The organism is Methylovirgula sp. (genome assembly GCF_037200945.1).
In the GTDB taxonomy this organism is placed as follows: Bacteria; Pseudomonadota; Alphaproteobacteria; order Rhizobiales; family Beijerinckiaceae; genus Methylovirgula.
Genome location: NZ_JBBCGP010000001.1, coordinates 139,388 through 157,170 on the forward strand (window position 1 = coordinate 139,388; position 17,783 = coordinate 157,170).

12 protein-coding genes and 3 pseudogenes are annotated in these 17,783 nt (G+C 55.8%); 7 read left to right on the forward strand and 8 right to left on the reverse strand.

Translation table 11 applies throughout. From position 1 onward, the window contains the following. Window positions 1-16: 16 nt before the first annotated feature. Window positions 17-541, reverse strand: coding sequence for a G/U mismatch-specific DNA glycosylase (gene mug, locus WDN02_RS00670; protein WP_337291670.1), 525 nt, complete (start codon window positions 539-541; stop codon window positions 17-19). Between the two features lie 118 nt (window positions 542-659). Here mug and msrA point away from each other — a divergent pair, with 118 nt between their 5' ends. Beyond that, window positions 660-1,178 carry a peptide-methionine (S)-S-oxide reductase MsrA gene (gene msrA / locus WDN02_RS00675; protein ID WP_337291671.1) on the forward strand — a complete coding sequence of 173 codons (519 nt, stop codon included), beginning with the start codon at window positions 660-662 and terminating at the stop codon, window positions 1,176-1,178. After that, a pseudogene (locus tag WDN02_RS00680) lies at window positions 1,177-1,491 on the forward strand (IS3 family transposase); the annotation flags it as partial. The gene msrA and the pseudogene WDN02_RS00680, both read left to right, overlap by 2 nt. Window positions 1,492-1,553: 62 nt before the next feature. Here the strand turns inward: WDN02_RS00680 and WDN02_RS00685 are convergent. Further along, window positions 1,554-2,198, reverse strand: coding sequence for a PQQ-binding-like beta-propeller repeat protein (locus WDN02_RS00685; RefSeq protein ID WP_337291672.1), 645 nt, complete (start codon window positions 2,196-2,198; stop codon window positions 1,554-1,556). Window positions 2,199-2,939: 741 nt separating this feature from the next. Here WDN02_RS00685 and WDN02_RS00690 point away from each other — a divergent pair. The 4 genes from WDN02_RS00690 to WDN02_RS00705 all read left to right on the forward strand — a co-directional run bounded on the left by WDN02_RS00690 (window position 2,940) and on the right by WDN02_RS00705 (window position 8,248). Beyond that, on the forward strand, window positions 2,940-3,953 hold the full coding sequence (locus tag WDN02_RS00690) for a fatty acid desaturase (protein WP_337291673.1): 1,014 nt from the start codon (window positions 2,940-2,942) through the stop codon (window positions 3,951-3,953). 1,137 nt (window positions 3,954-5,090) lie between these two features. Continuing rightward, window positions 5,091-6,442, forward strand: a protein-coding gene (locus WDN02_RS00695; protein ID WP_337291674.1) for an IS3 family transposase whose coding sequence is annotated in 2 segments (ribosomal slippage) — window positions 5,091-5,427 and window positions 5,427-6,442 — 1,353 coding nt in all. Because the reading frame shifts where the segments join, the coding sequence is not laid out codon by codon here. Between the two features lie 125 nt (window positions 6,443-6,567). Then, a complete protein-coding gene (locus WDN02_RS00700) occupies window positions 6,568-7,794 on the forward strand; it encodes an SIR2 family protein (RefSeq protein ID WP_337294830.1) in 1,227 nt (408 codons plus the stop codon). After that, window positions 7,787-8,248, forward strand: a complete 462-nt coding sequence (locus WDN02_RS00705; protein WP_337291675.1) for a nucleoside 2-deoxyribosyltransferase — start codon at window positions 7,787-7,789, stop codon at window positions 8,246-8,248. The genes WDN02_RS00700 and WDN02_RS00705 overlap by 8 nt, the downstream gene beginning before the upstream one ends. 235 nt (window positions 8,249-8,483) lie before the next feature. Here the strand turns inward: WDN02_RS00705 and tcmP are convergent, their stop codons facing one another. Continuing rightward, the gene (tcmP, locus tag WDN02_RS00710; RefSeq protein WP_337291676.1) at window positions 8,484-9,488 is read right to left on the reverse strand and encodes a three-Cys-motif partner protein TcmP; all 1,005 of its coding nucleotides are present in this window, start codon (window positions 9,486-9,488) and stop codon (window positions 8,484-8,486) included. Window positions 9,489-9,623: 135 nt separating this feature from the next. Then, window positions 9,624-9,959, reverse strand: a complete 336-nt coding sequence (locus WDN02_RS00715) for a hypothetical protein (protein ID WP_337291677.1) — start codon at window positions 9,957-9,959, stop codon at window positions 9,624-9,626. A gap of 68 nt (window positions 9,960-10,027) precedes the next feature. Between WDN02_RS00715 and WDN02_RS00720 the strand changes: the two are divergent. Beyond that, a pseudogene (locus WDN02_RS00720) lies at window positions 10,028-10,851 on the forward strand (helix-turn-helix domain-containing protein); the annotation flags it as partial. 120 nt (window positions 10,852-10,971) lie between these two features. Here WDN02_RS00720 and istB read toward each other — a convergent pair. From istB to WDN02_RS00740, 4 genes and pseudogenes are all read right to left on the reverse strand, one after another. Beyond that, window positions 10,972-11,700, reverse strand: coding sequence for an IS21-like element helper ATPase IstB (gene istB, locus WDN02_RS00725; protein WP_337291678.1), 729 nt, complete (start codon window positions 11,698-11,700; stop codon window positions 10,972-10,974). Continuing rightward, window positions 11,597-13,199 (reverse strand): annotated as a pseudogene (gene istA, locus WDN02_RS00730) (IS21 family transposase). The gene istB and the pseudogene istA overlap by 104 nt, the downstream one beginning before the upstream one ends. A gap of 107 nt (window positions 13,200-13,306) precedes the next feature. Continuing rightward, on the reverse strand, window positions 13,307-16,450 hold the full coding sequence (locus WDN02_RS00735; protein WP_337291679.1) for a hypothetical protein: 3,144 nt from the start codon (window positions 16,448-16,450) through the stop codon (window positions 13,307-13,309). 1 nt (window position 16,451) lies between these two features. Further along, complete coding sequence (locus tag WDN02_RS00740) at window positions 16,452-17,354, reverse strand: lipase family protein (RefSeq protein ID WP_337291680.1); 903 nt, start codon at window positions 17,352-17,354, stop codon at window positions 16,452-16,454. Window positions 17,355-17,783: the final 429 nt, after the last annotated feature.

Genomic DNA, 17,783 nt, shown 5'->3' on the forward strand with positions numbered 1-17,783 from the left:
ACAATCCTTGGACACTTCAAGTCGAGGGCAGGTCCTTCGCCACCGCGCGGCGCAAGGCACTATATGCTTCGACCAGCTGATCCAGACTGAACCCGCGGTTAAGCCCGCTTGGGTTTGGTACGACCCAAACTGCCGCGCCGCCGAACCGCGCCGGTTGCGGGCCCCAGGTCACATCACGTTGCGTCATGATCGCGGCGAAGGCCGCCTTGCCAAGAAAGGCGATAGTTCGGGGCGCGTAATGCTCGATCTTCGCTCTAAGTGCAGCGGCGCCAGCGAACATCTCCTCGCGCGTAATCTCCTCAGCTTTTCGGGTCGGCCGTGCGACCGCAACAGTCAGGCCACACCCATATTTGACAAAAGTCTGGTCTTCTTCGGCAGAAAGTTCGGTCGGGGTAAAACCGGCCAGATAGACCGCCCGCCAGAACCGGTTGCTGCGGCCGACAAAGTTGTGGCCGGTGGCCGCAGCCTGCGCGCCAGGGTTGATCCCGCAGAAGACGACCACCAACCCGGGCGCGAGGACATCGGGCAAACCATCGCTCATCCGCACCTCATGGCCTGTCATTGAACTCGAAACGCGCCGGAGTATTTATATACACGTAACGAAGTTGGCATTCTCCGCGTACACGCAGGTGAAGATGCTGAAAATGGAGGAGATTAACATGGCCGAGACCGAACGCGCCGTTCTTGCAGGCGGCTGTTTCTGGGGCATGCAGGACCTCATCCGGCGCCGGCCGGGCGTTCTATCGACCCGCGTCGGCTATACCGGCGGAGATGTGAAGAACGCGACGTATCGCAATCATGGCACGCACGCCGAAGCGATCGAAATTGTATTCGATCCCACCCGGACGACGTTTCGCGACATTCTGGAGTTCTTTTTCCAGATCCATGATCCGACGACATTGAACCGGCAAGGGAACGATGTCGGCGCGAGCTATCGTTCCGCGATCTTCTATACGAATGAAACGCAGAAGCACGTCGCCGAAGAGACGATCGCCGATGTCAATGCCTCCGGCCTCTGGCCTGGCAAGGTGGTGACGAAAGTCGAACCTGTCGGCGATTTCTGGGAGGCCGAACCTGAACACCAGGACTATTTGGTCCGGTTGCCCAGCGGCTATACCTGCCATTTCCCGAGGCCGAACTGGAAACTTCCGCACCGTGCATCAGCGGCGGCGAAGTGAGCGCCGAATCATCCACTCTGATCGGGGAGCGCATTATCATTGGCCGGGGTGGCTGACGCGAGTCAGTGATGCAAACCTGGTTCGCTCAATGTCTCGTAAAGGCTGCTCGCAGGATAACGCAGCGTGTGAGGGATTCTTCGGTCGGCTGAAAACGGAACTATTTTACCCCCGCGATTGGAATGCCATCACAATCGATCAGTTCGTCAAAGACGTTGATGCCTACATCCGATGGTACAACGAGAAGCGGATCAAAATATCCCTTGGCTCTCTCAGCCCCATCGAATATCGAGAAAGTCTGGGATTTTACACATAAATCAGTCCAACTTTTTATCCGCATCCCCTATCCCTCCGCGCCGGGTCAGCTTTCAGTGCAAATCAACAGTCGAGACGGCCGCGCGCGGCGAATTCATCACCGCCGAAGCCGGCGATCACCAGATTTTCCGCGATCATCGGCGCGTTGGTCTGCGTCTCACCGTGTTCCGGGTAAGAGTGCTTGACGACCCAGATTTGCTTGCCGGTCTTGGCATCGAGCGCGATGACGAAACCGTCGAGCGTACCGAATACAACCTTTCCCTCGGCATAGGAAAGACCGCGGTTCACGGTATCGCAGCAGGCATGTGGGACAGCCGATTCATCTCGATCGGTCTTCTTCAGATAGTTCCAGATTTCCTTCGGATTGTCGGGATCCGAAAGATCGAGCGCCTGGACGATGTTTGGCCATGCGCTGACCATATACATCATCGGCTTGCCGTCGACCTCCACGACCAGCGGTTGGCCCTCGTGACCGCGCAGCGCGCCGCTCGATTGCGACCAGGCCATCTGGAGCCGGTCGACGTTGTCTTTATTGATGTCGCTGAGCGTGCTGTGCCGTTGCAGCGCGTAATTGCCGCCCGTCACCGGCCACAGATTGGGGTTTTTTTCGCGCTGAACAATATCCTCATTGGCGAAGCTGGGGCCAGCCATAGCGACAAGCCCCACCACAGCTCCTGCCAATAGCAAAAGCTTCCCTCTATATGTCATGACATTTCCTCTTCGGTAAGATTGTGCTCTGCGGGGATTCCCCGCCGATCGGAACGCTGGCGTCATGGCACGCGGAGATCTATCGTCGGATAAGCGGCGCAGTCTGCATCGACGCCGTATTCGCCGCGCGTTCTTGGCGCGCGGACTCTTTCCGTGCCATTTTCCAAAGCTGTCAGGAATAATGGGAGCGTACTAGAGGTCGCTTACCTAAAGTGGTCAGGAGTTTATCCTAGGGACCTAAATGGGAAAAACTAGCAAGCGATAAGCACGGCCGCGAACATCGGCAAACGACAATCTGGTATGACTCAGTGGGACTGGGCGCACAATAATAGAGCATAGATTGCAAGGTCTCCCGCCATCGCCATGCATATAATGTCAGTGATTGCGAGACGGGTGGATTATGACTGCGTCGTTGCTGTTGGGGTTTGGCTTGCGCGAGGCCGACCGAGCGCGACAAGTCGCAGAGCAACCGCAATCTGCTATGAGTGACTCGCTAAGAGCCGTCCGCATAGGGAAATCGCTGCTCGAGACCGACATGAGTGCATTTGATGTGTCCAGTGAAACGCAGTCACGGCGACGTCTCACGTGATGCAGAGCGCGGCTCACCGCCGAAATGCGACTGTCGAGCGGTTTGACTCTTAGATTAAAGAAGAAGAAAGACGTGCTTTTGGCGGCTACAGTGCGGCAGGAATCGCGCAGTATGGGACGCCGTTACTAGACGCAACCAAGAAATGGCTGCTAATGGTCCATAATCTCCCCGAGCCGCGCGCATTTGCGCAAATTCTTGCGTGCCATCGCGAGTCAAGTAACGCACGCGGTATGTTCGAGCTAACGATCACGGCGATACCATTTGTCGTCATTTGGGCTCTGATATGGCTAGCTCTCGACAACGGATATTGGATAGGCCTCTTGCTAGCGATACCGGCAGCCGGTTTCCTCGTCCGCCTCTTCATGATCCAGCATGATTGCGGCCATGGATCCTTCTTCGTCGGGCGTTTGACGAACGATTGGGTCGGCCGAATCATTGGTGTCGTGACGCTGACTCCATACGATTTTTGGCGCGGGACCCATGCGCTCCATCACGCGGGTTCAGGAAATCTCGATCGCCGCGGCATCGGTGATATTAGCACGCTGACTGTACGCGAGTTTCGCGCGCTACCGTTCTGGCGTCAGCTTTTCTATCGTCTCTACCGGCACCCGGCCGTGATGTTTGGCGCGGGTCCTACATATCTATTCTTCTTGCAATATCGTCTTCCGATCGGAATGATGCGTAGCGGCTGGATGCCCTGGGCAAGTACAATGGGCACAAACATCGCCATCGGGAGCCTGATTGTGGTGATGATCCGATTGATCGGAGTCGGGCCCTTTCTGCTTATTCACGTACCGATCATGATTCTGGCAGCGTCGATAGGCGTCTGGCTCTTTTATGTGCAGCATCAGTTCGAAGCCACTTTCTGGGCCCCAGACGACGCCTGGAGTTTCCATGAAGCCGCGCTGCATGGCAGTTCCTACTACGACCTGCCGGGTGTTCTACGCTGGTTCACAGCCAACATCGGAGTTCACCACGTTCATCACCTATGCAGCCGAATACCTTGCTATCGATTGATGGATGCGCTGAGAGATTATCCGCAACTTACCGGGATTGGACGAATTACACTCATTGAAAGTTTGCGATGCGTGCGAAAGACCTTATGGGACGAGAAACGGCGGCGACTCATTTCATTTGAAGAGGCGAAGCGTGTAGCTAGTCTCTAATTCGCGGTGATACAGTCATTCTCTCTACCCCCATACTATGCATTCGCGCTCCGACGTTGACACGGTCTCAGCATTGGCGCGGCCTCATCTCATTGGATGTGGCTGTGACCCGCCACTTGGCGGTGGTAGTGACTCGGCGCTCACGACCGTCGCGACGGCCGGCGGAGGAAGCGTGCCTCAACCGAGATGACGTGAACGAGCCGAAAGCAGCCGATCCGCTTTCGGATCGACGAGGCACGAGGCAGACATTGAGCTTTCGGGTATTCAGAATGTTTTTGTGGTGCGCTACCTCGCGGTTTTCTTTAAGAGACCTGGGTCAGACCTGCCCCTTAGTAACTCGGTGAGGTCGGTTATACGCCTTGGGTTCAGTGAGACTGGAGACAGCGGGGAAACGTTCGTGAGTAGGCGGCCCAGAAACGCATGGAACAATCTCGCGGGGCTGCCATCGAGATGGTCGCCCGATATTCAACCTGGCGGCCCAAATCGCCGCGAGTACGAAGGCTTTATCAAGCTCCGGCTCGCGCATAGCGAAGGCCGGAGTTATCTCATTCCCGATGTATTGATTGCCATCGACGGCCTCCGCTTCTTTCTGCCGAATTTTTTCTCGCCGCCCTTCATCGCCTTCGATGTCGAACCAGGTAAACATTGGGCGAATTTCAGTCTGGACGTCGGCGGGCCGCGCGCAACTCAACTCGAACGGCTTTTCGTCCGCGTCGGATCGGAGGATCGGCTACTCTCTTATGAGGATGGAGCCCAACTTTATAGATGTATATTTGATGGTCCGCGCAGGATCGCCAGTTTCGCAAAAGGTCAATGTCGCCGGCAATCTTCAGGTGACTTTTTGCTTAGAGTCTACCACCACACGACGCCGCCAAACGCCCTTAACATAAATGGCGGGGGCGAACTCTGGTCTTCAACTTGGAACCTAGCAGGCACGCGACGGCTGACCAATGTTGCGTATGGATATTTTACAACGCTCGCGAGCATAAAGAGTGAGGAGGATTTGCGACTTATAGCGATGGCTTCCAACGGGAAAATCCAATTTCAGACCACTGTTCGCCGTCAGCACCCCTGAGACAAATTGAGGGTCTTCACGAAGGGAGGATTTCTGGTTCATCGTAGCCGTAAGGAGCGAAGATGAAGCAGAAATCCGGACCGGGCAAAGCGCCGGCAGAACAAGTACTGAAGGACATCCGGCGCCAGACGCGTCGGCAATACTCTGCGGAAGAGAAGATCCGCATCGTGCTGGAGGGACTGCGTGGCGAAGAGAACATCTCCGAGCTGTGCCGGCGGGAAGGCATTGCGGCCTCGATGTATTACGGCTGGTCGAAAGAGTTCCTCGAAGCCGGTAAGCGCCGGCTGGCGGGCGACACAGCTCGTGCCGCGACGTCCGGCGAGGTGAAGGATCTCCGTCGCGAAGCCACCGCATTGAAGGAGGTCGTGGCCGATCTGACCCTGGAGAACCGCCTGCTCAAAAAAAGCATGAACGGGGATGGGGAGGACGAGGCATGAGATATCCTGCATCCGAGAAGGCCGAGATCATCGAGTTGGTTGAGCAGTCGCATCTGCCTGCCAAGCGCACGCTGGAAAAGCTCGGCATTCCCCGCGCTACCTTCTACCGATGGTACGATCGCTATCGTGCGGGAGGGCCTGAGGCGTTGGCCGATCATCGCTCACGACCGGATCGCGTCTGGAACCGTATCCCGGACGACGTCCGCAGCCAGATCATCGATCTGGCGCTGGAGGTCCCTGAGCTATCGCCGCGAGAGCTGGCCGTGCGATTCACCGACGAGAGAAAGTACTTTGTCTCCGAGGCCTCGGTCTATCGGTTGTTGAAGGCACACGACCTCATCACCAGCCCGGCCTACGTGGTGATCAAGGCGGCGAACGAGTTCAAGGACAAGACCACCACTATCAACCAGCTCTGGCAGACCGACTTCACCTACCTTAAGATCACTGGCTGGGGCTGGTACTACCTCTCCACGGTGCTGGATGACTTCTCGCGCTACATCGTGGCCTGGAGGCTTGGTCCCACAATGTGCGCTTCCGACGTCACGGCCACGCTCGACCAGGCACTGGCGGCATCGGGCCTTGATCACATCACCGTTGTACACCGGCCGAGGCTTCTCAGCGACAATGGGGCGAGTTACGTGGCAGACGACCTGGCCAGGTGGCTCGAAGGCAAGGGCATGCAACATGTGCGCGGCGCACCATATCATCCTCAAACCCAGGGCAAGATCGAGCGCTGGCACCAAACCTTGAAGAACCGCATTCTACTCGACAATTATTATCTACCCGGCGATCTCGAGCGGCAGATCGGCGCCTTCGTCGAGCACTACAATCACGTCCGTTATCATGAGAGCATCGAAAACGTCACACCGGCCGACGTCTACTTCGGCAGAGCAGAGACGATCATCGCAGAACGCAAACGCATCAAGCTTGCTACCATCGCAAACCGCCGCTTGCAGCACCGACTGCAGGCCGCTTAAACTCTAACCCCTGATGAGCCAGCGCCTCTCTTCTCGAAACGCCTGATCAGTCTCAAATTATCTGACGACGGACACACGCCTACCTCAAAGATCTCGCAAATATCGCTATAAAGCTGGATCTCGTTATAACTCACAATTTCGACAACGCGCTGGAAGTCGCGCTGACAACGACCGATAGCGATAAACCTCAAAACCGTCGATCCAACTCGTTCTGGAAGCCGGATCCATTTCTTCATCCAACAATGCTAAATATATATCATCCTAATGGCTACATTCCGAGCGAGGGACTCAAGGGCAGCGATAGCATTGTTCTGACAGAGGCGAATTTCGCCGACCATCTTGCAAACACGAACAATGTGGAAGCCAATTTTCTCCTAGGCCATTTATCAAGCAAGACTTGGCTGTTGATAGGACATTCGTTGGCAGACGGAACGCTAAAGAATGCTCTTAGATCGCATGCGGCCAGGAGGCCGGGGCACGTTAGTTATTTCGTGCATTTTGCGAAAGACGGAGAAGCGTCCTTGAGCGAAGAGCAACGCGAAGCAATTCGCGAGGCAAACTTTACGACTTATAATCTATACACGTTTTTCTTGAATTCGGAGGAAATTGGAGCGCTACTTCGATTGATCAAGATGGAGGCGAGGGACCTCAAAGATGAAATAACGGCGCGCGGTCTAGAGCCCCGATTTGTTTATTATATTTGTGGTGCTGTTTCCTCGGGGAAATCGACAATTCTCAGTCATCTTCGCAGCATCGCGACGGTCGAAGAGTGGCCTAATCGCATGCCTTCGGCAATGAATAAATTATCGGTCAACACCACTCCTGGAGAGAGAACCGAGATCGATGAAGGTCTCGATGGCGCAATCTGGAAAAAGAACGAAGAAATAAATGAGACCGACGTGGGGCTTGTTGCAGTCGATCGAGCACCTCTAGATTTTATTGCATTCCCAGGCGAGGACAATGAGACGCCCGAAACAACTGCTCGAAGTCGATACAGAAAAGTTCTCAACCGATTTGTGAGAGACGAGTTCAGGAATCTTTGCCCTGGCCAGGTAATAGTCATCCAGGCCGACCCCAAGATGCTGGTAAGGCGGCAGATTCAACGAGGAAGACCTCCCTCTGAGAACGACCCGACATCGGAGAAGGCGCGCGCAACTTTGGAGCGGCAGCAAGATATAATGTTGAATATCTACGCCTCTGCAATCGCAACGGGAAGCACTGCGCGAGGTGATTGCTGCTCCATTGCAGAGTGTGTGCAAGACGTTGTTCGGATCATCTACTTTGGCGAATATCGCCCATTCGATTTCAACGGGCGCCTGACGCACTTCATAACGGAGGACCCAGATGAGTGATGTACTTATCTACATTGCTGGCCCTCTTTTTTGCGACGCAGAAAAGACCGCAAATGAGGCGATGTGTGCAACTATTGAAAGATATTGCAACGTGTTCCTGCCCCAACGCGACGGCCATTTGATTCCGGATTTGATCAAGTGTGGCATGACCATTGAGAGCGCTTACTCCTATGTCTTCAATCGCGACGTTGACGCGGTTCGAAGAGCCGACGCGTTAATCATAAATCTCGACGGGCGAACGATTGATGAAGGCGCCGCGTTTGAGCTTGGTCTTGCGTTCGCTTGCAACAAGGTTTGCGTAGGATACAGAACTGACGTGCGGACGCTTCTACAGTGGGGATTAAATCCGATGATCACCGCCCCACTATCTGAAATATTGCGTAACCCCGAAGAGCTGGAAGCCTGGTGTGCGGATTACGTCGGGGGGAGCCTTGAGCGCCGCGTGGTGAGATAGCTCAAGATGCGTTTTGATCTAGCGTCCCCTCCAAAATTGCTCAGGTAGAATTGATATGATTCGATCTGGCCGACAGAACCCCGCGATGCTTGCGTAACTGCAACACCTCGTTTCTTCTGGCCTGCCCAATCAACAGCTGACTTTGTTAGAAGGTTCGTCTCAACCAGTATTCATGGTTCGGTCCATGGCTTGTTGATGTAATTGATAACTTCCGTGCGCAAGGGCGAAAGGCGGGTTAGGCGAACTGGACTATCATAGCAGGATCACCGAATGTCCCGACCCGGCGGCCGGAAGCCGGATTTGACGCGGAAAGACGGCCTTCCTTTTCGAGCGCCTTCAATATGCCTTTGTAGTGACTTTCGCGGAACGCGGTTTCGATAAGCACGAATTTTTCGACATTGGCGACCGTTACCTGCTTTCCCGAAAACTCAGCGACGATCCGAGCCTGGAGGGTGAGCAGGACGGGAGCGTTCTCAAACAGGACCAACTGATTCGGATCGGTGGCGTCGGAAAACCGGAATTCGCCGCTTTCATCCGCCTTCCACATGGCCTCCTTCATCTTCTTAAGGCCGAGCAGTTCGTTGCTTGCATAGAATAAGTAATAGTCCGTCACGTCGCGCGCGTTGGACATCTCGAAGGAGCGGACGTATGCCGCGCCGGTGTGCAATTGCCGTAGATAAAGATCATGGAGGCACCTGTTTCTTACGCGGGGCTCGGTCGCGCTAGCACAGTGTTTCCATTCTTCCGTCCCAAAGAAGCTGTTGAAATTTGTACCCTGATCTGGATGGCCGATGAATCGGTTGATCTCCTCATACATGAAGTTTACGAACACCTCGCAGCTGCGATTGGAAAGGATTTGTTTTACGAGACTGAAGGGCGCGCCCGTCCACCCGAACGGATCAATGAAGGCAAAGGTGGGAAGCAGGCGTCCCTGCCGCACGTAACCAGAGTAGCGATTTGTGAACGCCGTCTCGAAGGTAACACCGCCCTCGACAACCACACTGAAATTGGAAGGCAATGTTCGCAGCGCGACCTGCTTGCGCAGGTGATCGGCGCGGTCATTACGTTCTTCGACAAAAAGAAAATGGACTTTGGTGGTGAGCGGTGGCTGAAATCCGAGCGCCGTATCAAGCGCGATGATGGGAGAACCGGCCTCCCCGCCCTCATACTGACCGGGTCCCGCAAACCCATCAATATACAGAATCTCGGGAAAGCGCCTTGGCTCAGAATTACCATCCAAGCCTGCAGGTAACGCTTCAGAATTTCATGCTTTGCCCGAGTATGAGGCTCAAGCGGCCATATGGTCTTCTTAGGCGCGGCCATTGTTACCCCCCAAACTTGAAGTTCGATTTGGATATTGCTCCCTACGCGGCAATTAAGTATCGGGTATCGCCGCTTCCAGTTTGGCAACGTGGCCTTCACTGGTCAAAGACTCGCCAAGTTCGCGGATGAGCTTCTCGCGCGATACCAGCGCAGCTTGCCTTGTATCTGCAAATGCATGAAACCAAATCCACAACGAGCCAGTCATAGCGGCAAAATTGTCGAGTTTAAACTCTACGGGCTTCAGGACGAAGTAGGCTTTCCATTCATGGTCAAGTGACTTTGCCTTCAGCGTTTCCGCGATAGCCTGGGCGAACCTTGCATAATCTTCTGGTGTCCGCTTAGCATATGCTACATTCATGATTTGAATATTGTCCGGCGTCAGCACCAATGAGACAGAACTGGGCTATTTGAGAGGGGAGGATTTCTGGTTCATCGTAACCTTTCAAGGGAATGACGATGAGACGGAAAATGGAAGCGACGAAGCCGTCGGCGGAGAAGGTCATCAAGGACATCCGCCGGATCACCCGCAAGCAGTATGGCGCGGAGGAGAAGATCCGCATCGTGCTGGACGGATTGCGTGGTGAAGAATCGATCGCGGCGCCGTGCCGGCGCGAAGGGATCGCCGAGAGCCTTTATTACAACTGGTCGAAGGAATTCCTCGAAGCCGGCAAGAAGCGGCTGGCGGGTGACACGGCGCGTGCCGCCACCACCGACGAGGTCAAGGTGCTTCGCAAGGAAGCCCGCGATCTGAAGGAGGTCGTTGCCGAACAGGCTCTGGAATTGCGATTGCTTAAAAAGAGCATGATCGCGGATGGGGGCGACGACGAATGAGATACCCCACCTCGGAGAAGCTCGAGATCATCCGATTGGTCGAGCGATCACACCTGCCGGCACAGCGCACGCTGGAACAACTCGGCATCCCACGCGCCACTTTCCACCGCTGGTATGATCGGTTCCTGACCGGCGGCGTCGAAGCGCTCGAGGATCGTAGTCCAAGGCCTTGCCGGGTGTGGAACCGCATTCCCGAGCCCGTGCGGGAACGGATCGTCGATCTTGCCTTGGACAAGCCCGAGCTGTCGCCACGGGAACTCGCGGTGACCTTCACCGACACAGAAGACTATTTTGTCTCGGAAGCTTCGGTCTATCGTCTGCTCAAGGCGAATGACCTGATCACCAGCCCAGCCTTCATCATCATCAAGGCCGCCGACGAGTTCAAGGACAAGACGACGGCGCCCAACCAGCTCTGGCAGACCGACTTCACCTATTTGAAGGTCATCGGGTGTCAATCGGCGTTGAACTTTGACCCCCGATCGGCGCGCAAAAGTCACCCCGTTCATTTGCGCGTTGTGACGGAATGAGGGCGTAGCCCGACTGGAGTTACAACGCGCTTGGCTACCTGATCAGGCGCGGTTCTTGAAGCGCCAGCTTTCGTTGCCGGTCTCGACGATGTCGCAGTGATGGGTGAGACGATCGAGCAGCGCGGTGGTCATCTTCGGATCGCCGAAGACACTCGGCCATTCGCCGAAGGCGAGATTGGTCGTCACCAGGATCGAGGTACGCTCATAGAGCCTGCTGATCAGATGGAAGAGAAGCTGGCCGCCGGCCTGGGCGAAGGGCAGATAGCCAAGTTCATCGAGGATAATGAAGTCGAGGCGCGTCAGATAATCGGCAAGGCGCCCCTGGCGGCCGGCGCGTCCCTCGGCCTCGAGGCGGTTGACGAGATCGACGACGTTGAAGAACCGGCCGCGTGACCCGCCGCGGATGCAGGCGCGTGCAATGGCAATGGCGAGATGTGTCTTACCGGTTCCGGTACCGCCGACGAGAACGACGTTACGCTGTTCGACGATGAAGTTACCGCCGGCGAGATCGCGCACCAGGCTCTCGTTGATGGGTGTGTCGGCGAACAGGAAGTCATCGATATCCTTGGCGAGCGGCAGCTTGGCGACCGTCAGCTGGTATTTGATGGATCGGGCGTGCTTCTCGTTGATCTCGGCCTTGAGAAGATCGCCGACGAAGTGCTGCGGCTCATGCTGACGTTTGACAGCTGTTGCAAGGGTCTCGTCGTAGGCATTCCTCATGCCAAAGAGCTTGAGGTTGCTCATCATGTCGAGAACTTCGGTACGTTCCATGATCATGTGATCCTGAGCTGATCGTATCTGGCACAATCGGCGGCAGGCGCATGCCGCAACCTAAGCGCCTCCGGGGTAAGGATGATGGGCGAGGGACCGGGATCGCGGCGCCGCGCGAGGATATTGAGGATGACGTCAGCGCTATAAACACCCTCGGCCAGGGCCTCCGCGCAGGCGGCTTCGACCGCCGGCAAGCCGTCTGTCAGCACAGCCGCGAGAACTTTGACCATCTGCCGATCGCCATCATTGGACCCGGTGAGCTTGCGCCGGACACGCTCCAGGGCAGCTGGCAGCACCCAGTCCTTGAACGGGGCGCCATTGCGCAAGGCGCCGGGCTTGCGGGCGAGGATCGGGACATAATGCCAGGGATCGTAGATCGTCTCGCCGCGCCCATAGCAGCGCGCGTGTTCTGCAACGACGCGGCCCTCCTGACGGATCACGACCCGGTCGGCGTAGGCGAAGATCTCGACGGGCCGCCCGATGGCCGCGGCATTGACCGAGTATTTATTGTTGTCGAAGCGGACCAGGCAGGTCTTCGACACCGACGCCGGGAGCGCGTGGAATCCGTCGAACCGGCCGCGATAAGCAACAAGCTGCGGCCGCTCCTCTTCGAACATCTCCCAGATCGTACGCTCGGGACGTTCCGGGTGCGGATGCATCTTGGCATAGGCAATGATCTTGTCGGTCAGCCAAGCGTTCAACTCGTCATAGGTCTTGAACTTCAGCCGTGGCGTGAAGAAGCGCTCACGCACGAGACCAACCTGGTTCTCGACCTGACCCTTCTCCCAGCCGGACGCCGGCGTGCAAGCAACGGGCTCGACCAGATGATGTGCACACATCTGCAGGAAGCGGCGATTATATTGGCGGTCCTTGCCGAGGAAGATTGTCTCTACCGCCGTCTTCATATTGTCGTAGATGCCACGCGTGCAGGCACCCTTGAAGAAGGCAAAGGCCCGCTCATGCGCGTCGAACACCATCTCCTGCGTCTCACGCGGATAGGCTCGGACGAACATCATGCGGCTATGGCAGAGACGGACGTGCGCGACCTTCACGGTCGTCGTCACGCCATTGATCACCACGACATCGTGGCTCCAGTCGAACTGGTAGGCCTCGCCCGGCGCAAATGACAAAGGCACATAGGCCTCAGCCGTGACGCTTATTTGCTCCCGGCTCCAACTGCGGGCATAGCGCCTGACGGCATCATAGCCACCATCATAGCCTTTGGCTTGCAGCTCTTCGAAAAGCCGGATCAACGTCAACCGCTCGCGGGCCGGTTTGCCGACATTCCCCGTAAGCATCAAATCGAGCGCGGCTTTCCAGCGCCCCAGCTTCGGACGCGGCTGAACCTCCCGCTCATAAGAAAACGATGTCTCTTCCGACCGCAGCACCTTGCGGACGGTGTTGCGAGAGATCTTCAACTCGCGCGCGATCTCCTTGATCGACTTACCCTTGACTAGATGCTCCCGCCGTATCCGGCCAATCGTCTCCACAACCAGCATCCCCCACCGCCCGCTCAATCCAAAGCGGGCACACTGCAAACACTTCTCAGGGGGTCAATATTCCACGCCGATCCCCCTATCTACGGGGGTCAATATTCCACGCCGGATCACATATTGTCGTTGTTGATTGCGTTCTGTAGCTCGAGCCTGAAGCGGTCTTTATCGCAAGGACGCATCGCCGCGGCGAGTTCAATGCTGATATTGTCGTCGTCGGGATAGGATACCAGGGTCCCTAGCTGCTCGTCGCCCGACATGTGCGGAAACGCAATCAGGAGGGCATGCTGAGTGCTTATCCATATTTGCTTGTGCTCGTCCCCCGTTGAAAGAGCCTCTGCGGTGAGTGTTGCGGCTTTCGAGGCAAATTGTATAGCGTTGGAGTCGTCCAGCGCGGCAGTATGATCTTCAAGAGAAAAAACGCCGTACCGGAAACTCGTTCCGTCTCGAGTCAAGACATCAGCGGAGAACCTGTGGAGCGCGCCGGCAACTGCTTCCGGCTCAAAGCGGGCCAGCCCGACCATAGCCATTTGAAAAAAGGTTTGTTCAGGTCCCGGGCCAGCGGCGCTGGAAACTCTGCTGAAATCGAGAGTACGGTATTTCTGGATGGTTCCGTCAATGTTGGATGGTCGTTCTGAACAAGGATCGCAGGGGTCCGAAGCGCAGTAATTTTCGATGAGCCGCCATCCGGGAAATTTGGGTCGATCTCGGGTCAGTTTTTCAATGAGCTCGTCCGCTTCTTTCGCATCTTCCAATCCACCAGTCGCCCGCATGAGCGCGGCGCGGGTCCATTGGCCAACGTCAGAGACTTCGATCCCCTTAAGATCATCCATCTCTTTCAAGAGAGCCGCGCGCGTCTCGGTCCAATCGACACGGTTGAAAGCTAGAAGGTTCGGAAGCTCTGTGTAGATGAAGCTGCCGTTTAGTTGATCCGCAAACTCCCAGTTTCGAAGAGAACGAGCAAAAGGCGCAAGTGGCTTTCCCGCGAGTAGATGGAAAGCAATAGTACTTAAATCGGCATAATCACCGCGTTCCTCTCGCCTGAGCTCTTCCAGGATGCTACGCTCGGCCTCAGAGAGCCCAGCAAGGCTCTTTTGGATCAGCGCCTCCTTCTTCTCAATCTCAAACGTGTATTGTTCGGATGTGAGACCGAAGCGCGTGACGCGCCGCGTTGGTGAATCAGAGAAAAAGTTCAGCCAACGATGTAGAAAGCTATCTACCACAGGCCGGCAAGAAGGTGCCTCTCGGAGTTCTGAGGCAGCCTTCGTTAGCCATGAGAAATTTGGGGCCAGCGCCTGTCTTAGAGAGGTTAACTCAAGCGCCATCAAAAACGGCGCGGGGCGATTTCGCGCAAGCGCATAAAACTCCGGATAGCAGCCTGAATTGACGTTTTGTAGGCCGACAAATGCCCGAATGAGCGCGGCTGCCACGTCATCCGACGATTCTGAGTCAAGAACGGCAGCCACGATGGCGGCATGTAAGACGTCTGATGTCTTGTCTAGCGCCGCGATAGGGTCGAGAATTCGCGAAAGCTCTTCGTCCAGATCGCGCTCGTTTCGCTCAGCCTTTTGCGCCGCACCCCGCAAGGCCAAGCCTAACGCGAGTGGCAGGCCGTCGTCTTTAAGTCGGTAAAGCGTTGGGTCGCTGCCAAGCGGTTCAAAGAAACGGCCGGCTGAAGCGGCGTCGAATTGCTGATTCCAATCGGAACCTAGCTCATTGTCGAATCTCATTGGGTCGAAGACTGTGAGATCGTCGATGCACTGCTTCTGTAGGCGCTTAAGAATAAGATCCGCATGTTCTCGCACGCCACGTACGAAGCGTGCCGGTGAAGGAACGTCGACACCAGGATTTGCCGAACGTAAATGCTCAAACAAAAGTCGGCTGACACTAAGCTCGCTTATTTGTTCGATTTGACGGGTACTGAGCAATCGCGACGCGACCGCAAATATGCGCGGGTTCCTGAGAGAGTCAGCAACGGTCTGGGTAAGTTTATTGTAATCGATGCCCAGTGCAGACAAGAGACCGGTCAATTCGGCTTGCGACCACTCAGGAACTTCAATCGGTTCGACAATACTAATCAGCCGCCGATCCAGACGTTCGCGATAAAAAGCCGTACGGCAGCTCATCGCGAGCTTGCCTTTTATGTCGCCCAGCAAGCCATTGAGCGTGTCTAGGATTCGGTCCCAAGGAAGATTGCTACGTTCGTTTAGCCCATCGACATAAACGAGTAATGTCGGGCGACTCGGGGTGCCTAGGTGTTGCCATCGCTTGAAATATCTACGCCAGCGCGCCTTGACGGTTTCTGTGCCCGACTCGCCTGTCTGTGCGATGCATTTTAAGACCAGAAGATCTTCAAGAGCGTCCTTTGTTAACGCAGTGGTGAAATCGCCCGGCACCAGAACAAGCGTCAAAACCTTCTCGGGTTGCGCGAGCCAAGCCTGCGCAAAAAGCCACGACTTGCCCGATCCATCAACTCCCAGAAGGGCAACGATCGCGCTGTCGGGCGCCGCGGAGAGTTTTTTGGCGCACTCCTCTCGGATCTCGGTCCGGTCCACTGCTCGCGCGATCGTGCTGTCATCTGGAGCAAGAGCCTGTCCAAATACCTGCCGGGCACGATTAGCGCTCTCGAAGGCGGCCCGAAGCCACCCTTCATTCGCATTTCTTGCATAGGCCGGAGCTAGACTGGGCTCGTGGAGAATGATCTTCAGTTCTTCTGATCTATCGGCAAATTGCGGGTGGGCTTCGATAGCAGCGATTGCCGCCCGAATGGTAGAGTCATCCTCGCCTAACTTCTGATTTAGAAATTCAGCCGTTATATTCGGCGCCAAGGCCAAAAGAGTGGGGAGGCTCGGCAACCCGATGGACGACCAATCGAAAACTAAAACGCCGATGCCCATGTTGCGGCCGACATTTCTCGCGAGCTGAACATCCTGCGCCGCCACTGGCCCGGTTGAGCAAAGAACCCAAAGGTCCGTTTGACCTTGCTCGTTCGCCGAAATCTCGGCGAGTTTGCTCAGGAACTGGTCTTTTTCAACCTTGCCTTTGTAGAGCTTAGCTTCGAACTTGATTGCTTGATCGCTGAGTGCGGAATCACCGTCGCGTCCGGCTTGGGAGCCGGACTTTGCCAAGGTAAAATGCGCCTTGAGAACATCGCTAAGGACGGCTGCGAGCAATCCCTCGAAGCCATTGGGCCCAGATGGTTCAAGCCTGAGGATGAATTCACGCAGCTTCTCAGTTTCAGCGTCCGCGCGGGGCATTTTAATGACCCGCGATATAGTGCGGGTCGGGTTGCAAAGGCGCGCAGCTGGGATCGATGGGAATTGTGGAATCGATTACGTGCAAATAAGTTTGCATCGAATGCCAGCAAATCAGGTCTGCATGAACTTCGAACCAAGAGTTAATCGGATAGGCCTGATTTACGTGCTTGAATTCGAGGCGGTCCGGCAAATGCGGCACGCGATCCCAGAAGTTTGCGATACGCCACGTTTCGATGCCAAGCGCGTTGTAAGACGCAGCAAATTCTGCATCGCCGACAAATGGCGATGCAAAAGTGTAGACCCGAGAAATGCGTAGCTGTTGATCGCTTGCATTCTTCGCCACGTATAGCGTCGCTAACGCAGAACCCAGGCTATGGCCGGTCACTTCTATGGCTATGCGACCCTGAGCTGAGAGCCGCTCCTGACGGCCCTTGGTCACTCGGTCGCCTAACAATTTCCTAGTGACGGCTGCCGCGACTTGCTGGACAAAACCTTGCCCGAATTCGGTCGTGGGACTGCCGGTGGAATCCAGCACTTCCATGGATCCGAAGATCGTCCCAAACCCATCGCCAACCTTGCCGGCAAACCCACCCATTGCTTTGGGAACTATCGCTGTAAAATCATCCCACCATTCAGTCACATTCTCGGTTCCACGAATCGCGAGTATGAAGGTGTTTGGGTCGGCCTTCCGTTGGACGATGATGCCGTAAAATTGCGGGACGGCCTTACCTTGAGGGGTGAAATCGTTCATCCGCACCCATGCTGCAAAATCATATTGATCCGGCAAGCCGTCATACGAAGGCGTCCAGTCTGTGGCGGAAGTCGCACGACCGTACATCGTGTATGCGAAGTTGACCAAATTGCCATATTCGACAGCCGCTTTCGGATCGAACTGGTAAACCATCGCACCCTCCCGCCAACATTCGTTGTGACGTTGACAACAAAATAAAGCACCGCTTACGCTTTGAAGACAAGCTGGCGAGAACGAAAGATGGGCTATCGCACGCAAAACAATTTCGACGATGCCGAACGAGACGCCTGGAAAGGACGTCCCTTTCGGGATCGATATAATTGGCGTTTTCTCGTGTGGGCCCGTGGTCCTCGCAGCTTTCGCAGCGGGGCGCATGGCGCGTCTCTATTTGTGATCAACGGCGCCGCCGGAGGTAAAAGGCAAACAAAAGCGAGCTAGCTAGCCGTTCTACGCAGGCCGTTGCCTATGCCACACAATTCGGTTGTTATGAGGACGACAAAAGGATGGCGCCGGCAGCCGACTGCCAGGATAGGGGCGGCCCCGACAAGTTCGAGCTCGTCTCGAATTTCCCGTCTGAGTCCG

What these genes read in the sequence shown, in the direction of transcription:
- WDN02_RS00685 (WP_337291672.1), bottom strand. Translation starts at nt 2,198, where the DNA reads ATGACATATAGAGGGAAGCTTTTGCTATTGGCAGGAGCTGTGGTGGGG.
- WDN02_RS00735 (WP_337291679.1), bottom strand. Translation starts at nt 16,450, where the DNA reads ATGCCCCGCGCGGACGCTGAAACTGAGAAGCTGCGTGAATTCATCCTC.
- WDN02_RS00705 (WP_337291675.1), top strand. Translation starts at nt 7,787, where the DNA reads ATGAGTGATGTACTTATCTACATTGCTGGCCCTCTTTTTTGCGACGCA.
- WDN02_RS00740 (WP_337291680.1), bottom strand. Translation starts at nt 17,354, where the DNA reads ATGGTTTACCAGTTCGATCCGAAAGCGGCTGTCGAATATGGCAATTTG.
- WDN02_RS00690 (WP_337291673.1), top strand. Translation starts at nt 2,940, where the DNA reads ATGGTCCATAATCTCCCCGAGCCGCGCGCATTTGCGCAAATTCTTGCG.
- mug (WP_337291670.1), bottom strand. Translation starts at nt 541, where the DNA reads ATGAGCGATGGTTTGCCCGATGTCCTCGCGCCCGGGTTGGTGGTCGTC.
- msrA (WP_337291671.1), top strand. Translation starts at nt 660, where the DNA reads ATGGCCGAGACCGAACGCGCCGTTCTTGCAGGCGGCTGTTTCTGGGGC.
- istB (WP_337291678.1), bottom strand. Translation starts at nt 11,700, where the DNA reads ATGGAACGTACCGAAGTTCTCGACATGATGAGCAACCTCAAGCTCTTT.